This window comes from Arcanobacterium bovis (assembly GCF_004331995.1).
GTDB lineage: Bacteria > Actinomycetota > Actinomycetes > Actinomycetales > Actinomycetaceae > Arcanobacterium_A > Arcanobacterium_A bovis.
On the sequence record NZ_SJDT01000001.1, the window covers coordinates 114121 to 129592 of the forward strand.

General features: G+C 52.4%; 12 protein-coding genes. 4 read left to right on the forward strand and 8 right to left on the reverse strand.

The features are described 5' to 3' along the window. The first annotated feature begins 58 nt into the window (after nucleotides 1-58). Both lipB and lipA read left to right on the forward strand, forming a co-directional pair. Nucleotides 59-838 carry a lipoyl(octanoyl) transferase LipB gene (gene lipB / locus EZJ44_RS00535; protein ID WP_241658536.1) on the forward strand — a complete coding sequence of 260 codons (780 nt, stop codon included), beginning with the start codon at nucleotides 59-61 and terminating at the stop codon, nucleotides 836-838. A gap of 73 nt (nucleotides 839-911) precedes the next feature. Then, a complete protein-coding gene (lipA, locus tag EZJ44_RS00540) occupies nucleotides 912-1934 on the forward strand; it encodes a lipoyl synthase (protein ID WP_131279070.1) in 1023 nt (340 codons plus the stop codon). An 87-nt stretch (nucleotides 1935-2021) separates the two neighbouring features. Here lipA and EZJ44_RS00545 read toward each other — a convergent pair whose 3' ends face one another. The 4 genes from EZJ44_RS00545 to EZJ44_RS00560 form a co-directional block, all read right to left on the reverse strand. Further along, nucleotides 2022-3797, reverse strand: coding sequence for a class I adenylate-forming enzyme family protein (locus tag EZJ44_RS00545; RefSeq protein ID WP_131279072.1), 1776 nt, complete (start codon nucleotides 3795-3797; stop codon nucleotides 2022-2024). Further along, the gene (locus tag EZJ44_RS00550; protein ID WP_131279074.1) at nucleotides 3790-5112 is read right to left on the reverse strand and encodes a M18 family aminopeptidase; all 1323 of its coding nucleotides are present in this window, start codon (nucleotides 5110-5112) and stop codon (nucleotides 3790-3792) included. Before EZJ44_RS00550 ends, EZJ44_RS00545 begins: the two co-directional genes overlap by 8 nt. A 46-nt stretch (nucleotides 5113-5158) precedes the next feature. Continuing rightward, on the reverse strand, nucleotides 5159-5929 hold the full coding sequence (locus EZJ44_RS00555; protein WP_131279076.1) for an alpha/beta hydrolase family protein: 771 nt from the start codon (nucleotides 5927-5929) through the stop codon (nucleotides 5159-5161). A 349-nt stretch (nucleotides 5930-6278) separates the two neighbouring features. Continuing rightward, nucleotides 6279-6725: a protein-tyrosine phosphatase family protein gene (locus EZJ44_RS00560; protein WP_165496051.1), complete on the reverse strand. Its 447-nt coding sequence runs from the start codon at nucleotides 6723-6725 to the stop codon at nucleotides 6279-6281. Nucleotides 6726-6957: 232 nt separating this feature from the next. On the opposite strand from EZJ44_RS00560, the gene EZJ44_RS00565 reads away from it, so the two are divergent. Beyond that, a complete protein-coding gene (locus EZJ44_RS00565) occupies nucleotides 6958-9177 on the forward strand; it encodes an NADP-dependent isocitrate dehydrogenase (protein WP_131279080.1) in 2220 nt (739 codons plus the stop codon). Between the two features lie 112 nt (nucleotides 9178-9289). On the opposite strand, the gene EZJ44_RS00570 is transcribed toward EZJ44_RS00565, so the two are convergent. Beyond that, a complete protein-coding gene (locus EZJ44_RS00570; RefSeq protein WP_131279082.1) occupies nucleotides 9290-10345 on the reverse strand; it encodes an MDR family oxidoreductase in 1056 nt (351 codons plus the stop codon). A gap of 189 nt (nucleotides 10346-10534) precedes the next feature. Here EZJ44_RS00570 and EZJ44_RS00575 point away from each other — a divergent pair, with 189 nt between their 5' ends. Beyond that, a complete protein-coding gene (locus EZJ44_RS00575) occupies nucleotides 10535-11980 on the forward strand; it encodes a GuaB1 family IMP dehydrogenase-related protein (RefSeq protein ID WP_131279084.1) in 1446 nt (481 codons plus the stop codon). A gap of 214 nt (nucleotides 11981-12194) precedes the next feature. Here EZJ44_RS00575 and EZJ44_RS00580 read toward each other — a convergent pair whose 3' ends face one another. From EZJ44_RS00580 to EZJ44_RS00585, 3 genes are all read right to left on the reverse strand, one after another. After that, entirely contained in the window at nucleotides 12195-13448 is a 1254-nt protein-coding gene (locus tag EZJ44_RS00580; RefSeq protein WP_165496052.1) for a lipase family protein, read from the reverse strand. A 216-nt stretch (nucleotides 13449-13664) separates the two neighbouring features. Continuing rightward, on the reverse strand, nucleotides 13665-13793 hold the full coding sequence (locus tag EZJ44_RS08935; RefSeq protein ID WP_277751381.1) for a hypothetical protein: 129 nt from the start codon (nucleotides 13791-13793) through the stop codon (nucleotides 13665-13667). Between the two features lie 172 nt (nucleotides 13794-13965). Further along, nucleotides 13966-15285, reverse strand: coding sequence for a lipase family protein (locus EZJ44_RS00585; RefSeq protein ID WP_206661821.1), 1320 nt, complete (start codon nucleotides 15283-15285; stop codon nucleotides 13966-13968). Between the last annotated feature and the right edge of the window lie 187 nt (nucleotides 15286-15472).

Here is a 15472-nt window from a genome sequence, read left to right on the forward strand (position 1 = left end):
GCAGTGAGCGAACTAGGGTGAAATTGTGCATATCCTCAATTTATTGGGCTATGGGCCCATGGACTACATGTTAGTTGACAGTATTCAGCGCAAAATTCACGCACAAGTGAGTGCGCTGGAAGTCCCCGATACATTTATTATTTGGGAAGCCCAAGACGTCTATACCGCTGGGCGCAAAACCAAACCCGAGGATATCCCCGATACAAATGTGCCTGTAATCACAATGGATCGCGGCGGTTCGGTGACCTACCACGGACCGGGCCAACTCGTCGTCTATCCGGTGATCAAAGTTGCGCCTCCCAAAGATGTGGTGACGTTCGTGCGCAACACTGAAACCGCCGTCATAAATGCCATGCGCGAATATCAGCTCGAAACTGCGCAGGTAGAAGGGCGTTCGGGGGTGTGGATCCTCAAAGACGGTGAGCAGGACAAAAAGCTCTGCGCTATCGGCATCAAGTTCGCAGCCGACACGAGCCTGCACGGATTGGCTCTGAACGTTTCCACCAATCTTGAGCGCTTTATGCGCGTTATCCCTTGCGGTCTGAGCGACGCCGGTGTGGCCACCTTGCGTGAGCAGGGAATCGAAACCTCGCTTGACGACGTCGCCGCGCGACTTCTCCCCCACCTCGCCAAGGCTTATGCGCCGCTGAGGCTACGCACCGAATCATCGGATGGCACTGACATATCGTACGTATCGGGAGACACCAGTTTTCCGCAACTCGACCCGGAAGAATATATTCGCGAAGCTCACAATTCCTCCCATCGCGCCGAATTACCACCTAAAACAGGAGTACCATGGACACAAGTCGGGACTAAAGGCACTAGTGCCAGTGCTTGAATGCCAACGGCCACAGTTTAGACCTCAAGAAGTTAATAAAATCGTTAAACTCAGTTGATTCAAAGGAGAAATAATGGGGACTCCATCGAGAGTTAATCCAGAGGGACGCAAGCTCTTGCGGGTAGAAGCGCGCAATATGGAGACCCCAATCGAGCAAAAACCCAGCTGGATCAAAACAACAGCCACAGTCGGCAAAGAGTACAATGACATGCGCGAACGCGTTCATGGCGCCTCGCTCCACACCGTGTGTGAAGAGGCAAACTGCCCCAATATTTACGAATGTTGGGAAGACCGCGAAGCATCGTTCCTGATCGGCGGAGATATTTGCACCCGTCGCTGCGATTTCTGTTTTATCAAAACTGGGCGTCCAGAGAGCTACGACCGCGACGAACCGCGCCGGGTAGCCGAAAAAGTGCGCGAAATGGATCTGAACTACACCACGATCACTGGCGTGACGCGCGACGATCTCGAAGACGGCGCAGCCTGGCTTTACGCCGAAACGTGCCGTCTCATTCATGAAACTAGCCCTAATACCGGCGTTGAGCTGCTCATCGACGATATGCGTGGGGGCGCTCCTGCACTCAAGCAAGTTTTCGATTCTCGCCCGGAAGTGCTGGCACACAACCTCGAGACTGTGCCACGCATTTTCAAGAAGATTCGCCCGGCTTTCCGTTACGAGCGCTCACTTGATCTCATCACATTCGCATCGGAGAGCGGCTTGATTACGAAGTCGAATCTGATCTTGGGTATGGGCGAAACGCACGACGAAGTCTTAGAAACTATGCAAGATCTGCGCGATGCTGGCTGCGATATTCTTACGATCACACAGTATTTGCGGCCCTCGCCAGTGCATCACCCAATTGACCGTTGGGTCAAACCTCAAGAATTCGTGGAGCTGAGCAAGGCTGGATACGAAATGGGCTTTGCTGGAATTATGGCTGGTCCGCTGGTGCGCTCCTCATACCGTTCGGGTACTTTGTGGGCGCGGGCAATGCGCGCTAAAGGTTGGGAAATCCCAGCTAATTTGCGCGCAATCGGCAACGATGAGGCCACCCCACGCCAAGAGGCTAGCTCGGTGTTGGCAAGATTCCAATAAACTCTTGTCCCTAACTTAGGCGCTGGCTTAAGCATCGCGCTGTATACGCGCGATGAACAAAAGATCGCCTAAGTTAGGGCACAAAAATCAAGCAATCCCTGCCGATTTCAGCAATTCCACAAGTTTCGCGCGGTCCACTTTTCCATTTGCCGTGGTGGGGAAAGCGTCTACCACTAGCAAGTGTTTAGGCAGCTTGTATCGAGCAAGCTTGTGAGCAGCAAATTCCTGGATTTGCTCCAGTGTGGGAGCTTCCATCCCCTGCTTGATAATCACCGCTGCTGCAATAGCTTCGCCCCAAATTGGGTGCGAAACCCCCACAACAGCACAGTCTGAGATCGTCTCGTGCGCACCGACCACTGCCATCACTTCTTCGGGTGAAACTTTCTCCCCGCCGGTGTTGATCAAGTGATGCAAGCGGCCTTTGACCCACAAAAATCCATCGTCATCGCAGCTCACGAGGTCGCCAGTATGCAACCAGCCATCGCGAATTCCAGCTTCGGTAGCAGCGCTATCACACCAATATTCTTCAACCACATTCGGCCCGCGCAATACTAGCTCCCCCACAGTACCAGCATCGCAATCAGCACCTGATTCTGGATCAACGATGCGCGCTTCCACGTGCGCAAATGGCCGCCCAATAGACCCAGCCGCATGATCCAAGTGCTCAGCCGTAAGGCAACAACCCGAAGCAGACGTTTCCGTCATTCCCCACACGTTGAGCGCCGGCAAGCCGGCCTCCTGCATACGTCGCAGCAACGCCGGCGAACACACAGCTCCTCCGATGAGCGGCAAGCGGAAAGCGCTCAAATCTGTGTGCGCGAATCGCGGATGGTTCATGAGAGCTGCGTAGATAGTCGGCACGCCAAACATCATGGCTACTCGGTGCTTTTCAAGACGATACAGCACGTCAGCAGGATCAAATTCCCGCACAACTACCACAGTTCCACCATGGCTAAACAGATCTACCGTAGTTCCGTTGAACCCGCCAATATGAGTGAGCGGCGCAACCACCAGCTCAACATCGAGATTCGAGTACTCAAACCCCTCTCGGAAATTGCGCGAACCCCACCACAGATTTTCGTGGCTCAGGCCAACTGGCTTCGGCTTCCCCGTCGATCCTGACGTAAAAAGAATCGCTCCCAAACCTTCGAAGTAGCGCACAGAATTGAGCGCAGTATCTGTTTCGTTTTCGACGCCGGTGGTAAGGAAAGCGCCGTCATATTTCTTTGCGTCCGTGATCGCTTGGTATCCGCGCGGGAGGAACGGCTGGTGCCCCCGCGTATGGACTGGCTGAGAGTCGCGCGGAAGAATCCCTTGTTCTCCCTCTACACCGACGACGCCGGCCACAGTAGCTGGTAAACCAGCCTCGGCAGCTGACAAACCAGCATCGGAAGCTAACAAAGGAGCGTGCGGATCGTCGTCGATAACAAAATGCGCCATCGGCGTGCTCTCTGCCTTTTCGGAAAATCCTTCGGCTTGCCCAGACACTCTCTCTGCCTGCTCAAACACTCCTTCGGCAGCTGTTTCCGGATCGGCAACAACTACAACCGGCTTGGCAATTGCCAACAATTGCGCAAGCTCAGGCCGGGAAAGCCGATAGGAAATAGGCACGAATACTGCACCAATTCGGGCACATGCCACGTGAAGCAGCAGGTGATAGGGAGAATTTCGGGCAATGATACACACCCGATCCCCCTCTTTCACTCCCTGTGCCACCAAAAGTTGTGCGAGCTGACGCGTATATATTGCGGCTGCATGAACCGTATATTCCTGCTCGCCATAGTATAAGGAAACTCGGTTCGGATGCGCTTTCGCGGCGCGATCAAGGCTATGGGCAGGATTATAAAATGCTCGATTAGGCACCGCGGAAATATCCTTCCAAAACGAGCGAGAGATCAACCAAATCACGTGGGCAAGAAACTTCACGAATGGAATGCATAGACAGCAAAGGCACTCCTACGTCCACCGTGATAATTCCCAACCTTTGCGTGGTAAGCGGACCAATAGTGGTGCCACAAGGAACGTCGTTATTCGACACAAATTCTTGGCAAGCAACACCAGCATAATCGCAAGCTCGCAACCACAGCGCCGTACCCTCAGCTTCGGTGGCATAGCGCTGATTTCCATTAATTTTCAGCAGGGGACCACTACCCAGCACCGGATGATGGTCCGGATCGTGCTTTTCTGGCCGATTAGGGTTGATGGAGTGACCGGCATCCGCCGAAACGCAGGAAGAATTTGCCAGCATACGGTGGAAACCTTCGTCGCCTTGCGCAACGCCCTCGCCGAGCCCAGCATGAAGACGCCGCAACATAGCTTCCAAGAAAGGTCCACTTGCGCCGGTGAAGGTTGTAGAACCAACTTCTTCATGGTCGAATGCCACCATAATCTGCACATCTTCACAGCTAGAATCATCGGCGGCGAGGAAAGCTCGCAAAGAGGCATACACGGAGCTGAGGTTATCTTGACGACCGGCAGCAAAGAAATCGTCCCCCTCTCCTCCAAAGACGGCGGGAGCAGCGGCGTCGTAGGCATAAAGATCCATACCTGCGATGCGCTCAGGATCGACGCCCGCGCACTGAGCAATTTGCACGAAGATAGACGCTTCACCAATCGCCCAAATCGGATGATAATCACGCTGCGCCGAAAGCTCGAGATGTGTGTTCACCGAACGGTCAAGATGCGGGGCAAGCTGAGGAATCATCATGATGGGCGGAGTTTTTGCCAGATGTACGTCACCGTCAATCGTGACGACCTGCCCTGCGAGTCCTAAATCCCGATTCAACCATGAGTTGAGGAGTGGCCCGCCATATACTTCGACATTGACCTGCGAAAACCCGTGTTGGAACGAGTCCGGATTGGGCTTGACCTTAAACGACGGCGAATCGGTATGAGAACCCACAATTCGGAATCCGACGTCGGAGGATACGCTTTGGGGAAGGCGCCAGGCGAGAATTGCACCAGACCTACGTACGAAGCCACGCTGGTAGCTTTGCCAAGCCTCGTGTTCGTCTTGTTGCGTATAGCCTGCATCGCTCAAAACTCGCGCACATTCTTCGGCCGCGTGGTACGACGACGGTGAGTTGAGGATGAAGTCTGCGTAATCAGAAATATATGAATATACTGCTTGTTGGTTATCGGACGTGTGGGGATCGATGCCGTTCTCATTTTGCGCCATACTTCCAGTGTATTGCTCAGCGCAAAATTACCCAAGCTCACCGAGATTAACCAAGCGCTCCCAAGAGCAACAACCACGCATCGTGACCTGGGCGAATAACGTCATTATGGTTTGCTTCTGGCACGATGGCAATATTAAAAGGTTCACTGGCGAGATCTCGTGTGCGCTGCACCGGAATCGTGGCATCGTCGGCGCCGTGGATAATATCGAGGCGATATCCAGCACCGGTAAAGCCATCAGCACCGAGTTGTGCGTAGCGAACTGCCGGATCGAATTCTTTGTAAACGTCTGGGATTTCCGCTGGTGTTCCACCCAACCAATGAATCGTTGCGGCAGATGAGATACTGGGCGTTTCTTCGGCGTCGCGCCGCAGATCAAAAATTGGTGCCAGCACAACGCCGTGCGCAGGCTTTAAGTCGGTGTTAAAGAGAACATTGAGCACATTGAGCGATCCGGCTGAATGCCCGAGCCACGTTGCTTCGGCCAGTAGCGGGTGGCGAGCCAAAGTTGCCATATCTTCCAAGGACACAGCCGGATTACCAGGCACGCGCCTAAATTCAGGAAGTGCGATGCGATATCCTGCCTCACCGAGAGATAAGGCCGAGGGACGCAAATAACGCAAAGTCCCGTCCTCATGGAAAAATCCGCCGTGAATAAAGCAGATTACCTTTCCGTCTTCTGGACCGTACCATTCAATATATTGATCTGGATGAACGCCGTAGCGCTCGATTTCTTCGCTGGCAACATCAAGAGCAAGCAGGTTCTCAAGAACTTGCTTCTCTGGTGTTGTTTCCACCTCGGCAGCGAATGAATCCATAATCCTATTTTCTCTCGGTTACATATACAGCCGAAACTCAAAGCATCGGGCAATACATCCAAGGGCAAGCCTTGCGACCACCAGCCCCTTGCGAATATATCGCATATACTCCCAGCTCAGCATGCTCACAATGAAGCAATATTGCTTCCACAAGCACGCCGGTAAGTATAGCGACATTGCCTAGTGGACGCACCTAGCCACTGCCGCTGTTACCCTTTTGCAATCTTATTTACGCAGGTAGTCACAGTACTAATAGCCGATTTGCGAGAAGCACCACGAGTGTACGCAACGATTCAATAACAACTCAATAACAACAATACACCGAAAAATCAACGAAAAATGATGATTTTTATTCTTCGGTGTCGAAATCCCGCAAAAAGCCTCGCTGAGCATGTTCACTCACTGAGCCAGGATTGTATTTCTCCTGCACGAAGTCGATGGCATCGGCCGCCGTCATTCCTTCAAAAATTGCTAGAATCGCGAGCGCCGTTCCGGTACGGCCTACCCCACCCGAGCAGGTAATTTCGAGGAGTTCGTGCTCGGCACGTTCCCAGACCTCACGCAACACCTGAATCGCTTGCGCCGGACGCCGTGGCAGACGGTAGTCTGGCCAGTCAATAGTGATCGTTTCACCTGCGCCGATAATGCCATTATTGGAAAATTCTTTGCCAGAAGCGGTAGTTAAAACCACAGAAATATCAGCATCTTCACTTACTGATGCTCGCCAAGAACGACCACGTACCTGACGCCCGGATGGAAACTCCACCACGCCGTCGGTATCATGCCACTGTTTCATATTTCCGCCTAACCGTCTCTGGTTCATGCGATTCTAAACACGAGTGACCACTCCGGCACAAACAAAATATCTCTGATTGGCTATTTCTAGACAGATTTCACATTATTTGAGAACATTTTTACATAGGACGTATTTCCCATGAGAGAAATTTCGTCCATTGAGAGCGTTTCTGAACTATGCTGGTAACTAGGTAAGAAACAACCTATTACACAACCCGAGGGAGAGTTGAAACATGGCACGGATTATATATACACACACCGACGAAGCCCCTATGCTCGCAACCGCGTCATTCCTTCCCATTGTGAAGGCATTTGCTTCACAAGCAGGTGTGGCAGTAGAAGAACGTGACATTTCGCTATCAGGACGTATCCTTGCCGCATTGTCCGACTATCTCCCACAGTCACAGCGCACTTCTGACGCCCTCGCCGAGCTTGGCGAACTCGCCAAGACTCCCGAAGCTAATATCATCAAGCTGCCTAATATCTCAGCTTCGCTCCCCCAGCTCCTCGCGGCTATCAAGGAACTCCAAGCACACGGATACGAGTTGCCTGAGTATCCATCCGATCCTCGTACCGACCAAGAACGCGACATTCGCGCCCGTTACGACGCTGTGAAAGGTTCTGCCGTCAACCCGGTTCTGCGCGAAGGAAACTCCGACCGCCGCGCCCCACAAGCTGTGAAGAACTACGCCAAAGCTCATCCACACAAGATGGGCGCATGGGATCCAGAGTCGAAGACGACGGTGGCAACGATGCGTCACGGCGACTTCCGTTCCAACGAGCAGGCCGTCGTCATCGAAAAGGACGACGCCGTGTCGATCGTTCACATCGACGAAAACGGTAACGAAACGGTATTGCGAGCAGATATTCCTGTACTCGCTGGCGAGATCTTCGATTCGACCAAGATGGAAGCCCGCGCGCTCGACGCTTTCCTCACTGAGCAGGTACGTTTCGCGAAAAAGCAGGGGGTGCTCTTCTCGGCCCACCTCAAAGCCACCATGATGAAAGTATCTGATCCGGTTATTTTCGGTCATGTGGTGCGCGCATTCTTCCCAGAGACTTTTGCCCAGTATGGCGAGGTGCTTGAGGCGGCCGGCTTGCTCGCTTCGAATGGCTTGGGTTCCATTCTCGATGGCTTGCCAGCACTTAGCAACGGTGAGGAAATCCGCGCATCCTTTGAAGAAGAAATGGTCAATGGGCCGGCGCTTGCCATGGTCAATTCAGACAAGGGCATCACCAGCTTGCACGTACCGTCCGATGTAATTATTGATGCGTCGATGCCTGCCATGATCCGCAATTCGGGGCAAATGTGGGGAGCGGACGGCAGCCCCGCAGACACACTGGCAGTTATTCCTGATTCCACCTACGCAGGCGTTTATCGCGTGGTGGTAGAAGATTGCAAGAAGAATGGCGCTTTTGATCCAACAACGATGGGCACTGTACCGAACGTCGGATTGATGGCACAAAAGGCTGAAGAATACGGTTCGCACGATAAAACGTTTGTGATCGATGCCGATGGCACAGTGGAAGTGCGCTTGAGCGATGGACGCGTTGTGATGAAACAAAGCGTGAAAGTGGGCGATATTTACCGCAGCTGCCAGGCAAAAGATGCTCCTATCCGCGACTGGGTACAGTTGGCAGTACGCCGCGCACGCATCTCCGGCATGCCTGCCGTGTTCTGGCTTGATCCTGAGCGAGCTCATGACCGGGCACTGCGAGCTAAAGTCGAAGCTTATTTGGCAGATGAGGATACTCACGGGCTCGATATTCGCATTATGAGCCCTGCAGAGGCCACCCAGTTCTCGGTGGATCGTATTCGCCGCGGTGAGGACACGATTTCGGTAACCGGCAATGTGCTGCGCGATTACCTCACCGATTTGTTCCCGATCATGGAGTTGGGAACATCAGCAAAGATGTTGTCGGTGGTGCCGCTCATGGCTGGCGGCGGACTTTTTGAAACTGGCGCTGGCGGTTCGGCTCCAAAGCACGTGCAGCAGCTCATTGACGAAAATTACCTGCGTTGGGATTCTCTCGGCGAGTTCTTAGCTTTGGCTGAAAGTTTGCGCCAACTTGCTCGGTTTGCTGGCAATACGCAGGCGAGCGTACTTGCGGATGCACTCGACCGCGCCACCGAACGCCTCCTCAATGAAAATAAATCACCCTCGCGCCGTCTTGGTGGAATTGACAATCGCGGCTCGCATGCGTGGATCGCTATCTGGTGGGCCGATGAGCTTGCAAAACAGAACGACGACGCCGAGCTCGCCGCAGCGTTCGCACCATTCGCTGGCCGTTTGGCAAACGAAGCGCACGATATTGAGCGAGAACTCATTGACGCCCAAGGTACGAGCGTGGATATCGGTGGCTATTACCATCCAGATCGCTCGAAACTTGCCGACGCGATGCGCCCATCGGCCACCCTCAATGAGATTATTTCTGAGCTCGACAAAAACTAGTTTTCAGTAACTCAGGTATTCGGCAGTTAAGATATTCGGCTTCGTATGGCTGGGCGAGTGCCCGATCATACGAAGCCGAATATCTTATAACACTTAGCAGGCACCCTTTCGCTCAGCTTACATGCACCACAGTGCGACCAGTGCCATTACCAGCCAAAAGTTCGCGCGTAACCGACCGCACGTCGGCTAGCTCTACCTCGGAGGTGACGGCATCCAGAAGAGAAGTATCCAGAGCACGTCCAAGCAACTCCCAAGCGGCGAGGCGGCGCTCATAATCCACGAGCACTGAGTTCACACCGAGCAAATTAACGCCGCGCAAAATAAATGGCATTACGGTACATGAAAGCTGTGCTCCGCCTGCCAGACCGCAGGCTGCCACAGCACCGTTGTGTTCAATAGCTGCCAATACGCTCGCGAGGATGTCTCCACCAACGGTATCGACGGCACCAGCCCAGCGTTGCTTCACCAAAGGCTTCCCATTGGTATTCACTTCTTCGCGGGAGAGAATCTGGCTCGCACCGAGCATGGTGAGCTGCGGGGTTAGGGTCTCTTTCCGACCCGTCACCGCATGTACCTCATAACCGTGCCCTGCGAGGAGCGCAACCGCGATCGAACCCACGCCACCGCCTGCACCGGTAACGAGGATCGGGCCTTTGTCTTTATCTATTCCTGCATCTTGTAAAGCCATCACACACAAAGCAGCAGTGTAACCGGCTGTGCCGATAGCTGCTGCTTGCTTGGCAGAAAATACTTCTGGCAAGGCAATAAGCGCATCTGTGCTCACGCATGCCAGCTCAGATAGACCACCATGTTTTTCTTCGCCGATTCCCGCACCAGTGAGCACCACAGTCACACCTGGCTTCCAGTGCGAATCCGAAGATTCAACCACTTCACCTACGAGATCAATACCAGGAATCAATGGATACTGGCGAATAATTCCGGGTTTTCCTTCGAGAGCAAGAGCGTCCTTGTAGTTAATACTCGAGTATTTAACGCGTAGGACGACGCGCGGTTCCGTTCCTCCAAGCAGGCGCGATACGGCGTCGTCGCCCTTATTAACGCAAGGCGAGCCCGCGAGAAGGAAACTTTCATCGAAACTTTCGAACGAGGCTTGGGCGTGACCTGCATCTTTACGGACGATCCACGCTTTGAAAGTTGAGTGCTGCATACACGGCTCTTTCTTGTGAGGTTCCTTGTAACCAGTACGGTTAACACCTGCAATTATACTCTTTCGTTATCCAAACCGTGGCGAAGCGAGAGTCTGATCAAAAACACCTACAGTCCACATACTGATACAACAGGCATCACTATGATGAACACTCTTTCAATATTCAGTGAAATTCGCTAGGCTTTTCCAGTGAAATTCTTAAATGACCTTAAACCAATCATGGATCTGACCTACGACGACGTTTTCATGGTTCCTTCGCGTTCTGCAGTTGGCTCCCGAAACAGCGTTGATCTACGCACCTCGGACGGATCAGGTACAACGATTCCGCTCGTCGTCGCCAATATGACGGCAATTTCTGGAAAACGAATGGCGGAGACGGTAGCGCGCCGCGGCGGCATCGCAATCATTCCCCAAGATATTCCAGTTGACGTGGTGGTGGAAAATATTCGCGAAGTGAAGTCGCGCCACCTCGTTTATGACACTCCTGTGACCATCAAGCCTCACCACACCTGCGGATATGCGCTTGGCTTGTTGCCAAAGCGCTCACATCGCGCAGCAATCGTGGTAAATCCTGAAACCAATATTCCGGTGGGAATCGTTGAAGAATCAGACATAACGGGCGTTGATCGTTTCACTCAAGTGCGTGAAGTAATGAGTACCGAGCTGTTCACAATCAAAGAGGGGACCGACGCGCAAGAAGCGTTTGCCACGCTCAAAGCAGCGCATCATGATCTCGCTCCGGTAGTGAACGAATCGGGGGCGCTCGTCGGTATTCTCACTCGCTCTGGCGCCGTCCGCTCCACGATCTACCAGCCGGCAGTCGATGCCAACAACCAGCTGCGCATCGGTGCGGCAATCGGAATGAATGGCGATCCGGCAAGTAAAGCGGCGCAGCTGGTTGAAGCCGGAGTTGATATTATCGTGGTGGATACCGCTCATGGGCATCAAGAAAAGATGATCGACGCAGTCAAGGCAGTTCGTTCCGTAGTGCCGGACGGTTTCCCAGTGGTTGCCGGAAATGTGGTTGCCGCAGCCGGAGTGCGCGACTTGGTGGAGGCTGGCGCCTCTATCGTCAAAGTAGGTGTGGGACCAGGCGCAATGTGCACCACCCGAATGCAAACAGGCGTGGGGCGTCCGCAGTTTTCGGCCGTGCTTGAGTGCGCCACCGAAGCAGCAAAATATGGTGCTCATGTGTGGGCCGACGGCGGTGTGCGCCATCCACGCGACGTCGCCTTAGCTCTTGCCGCGGGTGCATCCAATGTGATGATCGGTTCATGGTTTGCTGGCACGTACGAATCACCTGGAGATTTGCATTATGACGCGAACGGACGTCCGTACAAGGAATCGTTCGGTATGGCATCAAAGCGAGCAGTGCGGCGTCGAACCGCGGGTGAGTCTGATTTCGATAGGGCACGAAAAGCATTATTTGAAGAGGGAATTTCTGTAGCGCGTATGTTTATCGATCCTGAACGACCAGGCGTGGAGGACTTGATCGACCAGATCATCTCCGGTGTACGTTCCTCGTTCACCTATGCAGGAGCCCGCACAATTGAGGAGTTCTACGAACGGGCGATTGTGGGGATTCAGTCGGCATCTGGCTATCGTGAGGGTGCTCCGGTGCCGCAGTCGTGGTGAGATTGATGGTGACCGTGGTTGATGCGGTGGTGGGTCGTTTGCTTTGCTGAGCTCGCCGTCATAGATACATCAACTCAGCGTAGCAGTGTGGGGAGCGCGAACGATTATCGCACTCCCCACACTATGTTTATCCAGCGGCCGGCGAAAGTCAACAAGCGATCACTCAGACAGAGTTCGCAGTTGCACCTGCTAGGCGGACAATATCACCGCTAGATTAGTGTCCAAACACCTTTTCAAACTGTTGAACAGCAATCCTCGCGTGAGTGATTGATCCGAATGCATGCGCACCGGAGGTATGCGGGACGAATGTGATATTTCCTCCACTAGCCGACCACTCTTTCGCCAGTTTTTCACCAACGTGGAATGGAATGACATCGTCGCCCTTGCTGTGAGTTAGGGTTACCGGCATAGACGGCGCGCGGTATCCGATATGTTGATCAGAAAGCATGCTCTTATATGGCTCTTTGTTGATGAACTGTTGCACTGTAGTTCCATCAATCGTGAGCTTTTCGAGTTTCTTCCCAATGAATGGAATCAAATCTTGCGTACACGCGTTGGCAGCACGTAGCATGACGTCTTTACCCTCTTTGTTAAGATCCGCAGTGAAATCAATTCCATAGCTGTGGCTGATTCCCATAAACGCGAACGCCTCAAATAGGAAGTACAAGGTTCCGTCAAGAGTCGGTGGAAGCAAAGTTAAATCAGCGGGAGCGGCGCCGATTGCGGCCACCTTGAATTTCAGCTCTGGAGCGTACTCGTCAGCCTGTTCAACTGCGCTCGCTGATGCTCCACCTCCTTGGGAATAACCGTCGATTCCCAGTGGATTATCGACACTTAGATCCCATCCGACAAGCTGACGAGCAGCACGAACACTGTCAAGAACTGCGTGTCCTTGCGACACGCGATCCATGTAGGTATGCATACCTGGTGTACCGAGGCCTTCATAGTCGGTTATGACTACGGCGTAGCCTTTCTTGAGTAAAGGTTCAAAGAACACTTGTTCGTAATCACCGATTCCGTCGGCGAGTTGCCGAGACGGTGCGCATTTATCGGCTACACCTTGTGTACCAGGCGCGAAAGCGATGAGTGGTCGTTTTCCATTACCTTTCCATGGCTCTTTTGATTCGATGACGATTCCGCTCACGGGTATCAGTTTTCCCGTGCGGTTTTTCGAAACATAGAGTATACGCGTTGCCTTGTATGGACCATTGTCTTTAAGTCCCAAAGGGTTTTGCGGATTGTTTACGTGTTCAGATCGGATCAAAGTGCCCGGATTTTTATCAGACAATGACGGAACGTCATAATAGAAAGGTCGATATTCATCGCCCTGAGGATTCAGTGTACCGTTGACTTGCATGTGAACAGAGGATTGTGGCTGGTTTACGTCCGCTGTTGCCGACGGCGCAAGACCGACGGACAACAAGGATGACAGAGCCAGGCACGAAAGTATCGTCGTATTTTTACGCACGATGAACTCCAATCGGTGAGAGTTGATAGTTGGATATGGCACGAGAAACCGCACCATAACCGGAAGATGTGTTGCTTGTGATCAACACGTTTCACAGATTATCGACACAATATATCCCAAAACAAGCGTTTTGCCTGATTTTTCCAATTTGTTCACTTTGTAGCAACCGCAATTTTTCCGGGCTGTCGATTTGATAACCCAACCACACCACAATAGTTACTGACCTGTAATACGGCTACCGGCTGAAACATCAGCAAATGCTGCACGAACCGTATAGGCATCCGATCTAAACTGCACAGCGTTAGTGCCGCAGCATACGGCAATACCTACCAGACCACGCGTCACAACAAAACCTAGAGCCAAATCAGCAAAAGCTAAAAATACAGCCTTATAAAGGGCTAATAAGGAGGGGTGGGAAGTGTGAACGATTATCGCACTTCCCACCCTTAGTTCACGTCAACAGGCAAATCTAGATTCAGATCAATGCCCAATTCTCAGTCGTACAAAATTCGAGAGTTTAACGCCCGAACACATTGGCAAGCTGTTGCATAGCGATCTTGAGATGAGCAACTGTGCCAGTTACATGCATTCCGGCACTCATTGGAACGAACGTTACATCCGCACCACGAGCACGCCATTGAGATACGAGCTTTTCGCCTACATAGTAAGGGATGATATCGTCCCCTCGACTGTGTGTAACCACTACCGGCATTGAGGGGGCATCATAACCGATGTGCTGTTCCTTGAGCATCGACTTGTAAGGCTCTGCGGCAACCAAATCCTGCACCGTGGAACCGTCAGTCGTGAGCTGATCCAGTTTGACTCCCACGAATGGCACGAAATCCGTGATACAGGAATTTGCTGCCAGAGTCATCATTTTCTTGCCTTTTTCGTTGAGTTTGCTCATGAAATCTACTCCATAGCTCTTGCCGAGGCCCAAAATCGCGTAGGCTTCAGCCAAGAAATACACTGTGCCATCGTATTGTTGGGGTATGAGGGAAATATCAGCGGGGACAGCTCCAGCAATTGCGATCTTGAAATGGAGTTCGGGAGCGTAGTCGTCGGCAAGTTCAGCAGCACTCGCCACAGCACCACCACCTTGGGAATACCCATTCATGGCAAGTGGCGTTTGTGCCGATAAATCCCAACCATCAAGGTTCAAGGCTGCACGAACACTATCGAGTACCGTATGCCCTTGAGATATCCGATCCATGTAGGTATGCATTCCTGGAGTGCCAAGTCCTTCATAGTCCGTCACCACTACTGCGTAGCCGCGCTTCAACATCGACGTGAAAAACCATTGTTCATAATCTCCCACGCCATCAGCTATTTTTCGCGATGGAGCACATTTGTCTCCGACGCCCTGCGTACCGGGAGCGAAAGCCACCAAAGGACGTGACCCTTTGCCTTTCCATGGTGCTTTTGGCTCTATCACCACACCGCTAACCGGAATTTTCTTGCCAGTGCGGTTGATTGAGGTATAGAGGATTCGCACGCCTTTATATGGGCCATTTTCGCTGATACCGAGTGTATTCCAAGGATTATTTACCTCTTGGGTGCGAATGATCGCACCCGGTCTCATCCCAGATATATCAGGAATGTCGTGATAAAAAGAAAGGTACTGATCACCTTCTGGATCAGTACCTTTGACGCCCTGCCAAGCACGGCGATGATCGCGTATTTGCCTAGAGTTCGTTTGATACAAAGAGGTTGACGGTGTAGATGCCATCACGTTTGATTTCTCGGAGAGTTTCGATGCCGACGCCGCCGACACACTTCCCACTGCTAGTACAGTTGAAAGAGCAACGCTCGTTAGCATTTTGAGTTTCTTGGACACAATTTTCTCCAATCGGTGAGAATTGAATTCTGGAAAATAGGCAACAATAGCCTATTACCAGCGAAAATACTGTTGCAGTTATAACTTGCTCCAGCACTTTTCAGCTTAGCCACACAGCAAGCTATTGCCAAGCGATTTGCGTGTTATTTCGGTTATGTACGATATTCACACAGATGTTCAGCACCAT

What these genes read in the sequence shown, in the direction of transcription:
- lipB (WP_241658536.1), top strand. Translation starts at nt 59, where the DNA reads ATGGACTACATGTTAGTTGACAGTATTCAGCGCAAAATTCACGCACAA.
- lipA (WP_131279070.1), top strand. Translation starts at nt 912, where the DNA reads ATGGGGACTCCATCGAGAGTTAATCCAGAGGGACGCAAGCTCTTGCGG.
- EZJ44_RS00550 (WP_131279074.1), bottom strand. Translation starts at nt 5,112, where the DNA reads ATGGCGCAAAATGAGAACGGCATCGATCCCCACACGTCCGATAACCAA.
- EZJ44_RS00555 (WP_131279076.1), bottom strand. Translation starts at nt 5,929, where the DNA reads ATGGATTCATTCGCTGCCGAGGTGGAAACAACACCAGAGAAGCAAGTT.
- EZJ44_RS00560 (WP_165496051.1), bottom strand. Translation starts at nt 6,725, where the DNA reads ATGAAACAGTGGCATGATACCGACGGCGTGGTGGAGTTTCCATCCGGG.
- EZJ44_RS00565 (WP_131279080.1), top strand. Translation starts at nt 6,958, where the DNA reads ATGGCACGGATTATATATACACACACCGACGAAGCCCCTATGCTCGCA.
- EZJ44_RS00570 (WP_131279082.1), bottom strand. Translation starts at nt 10,345, where the DNA reads ATGCAGCACTCAACTTTCAAAGCGTGGATCGTCCGTAAAGATGCAGGT.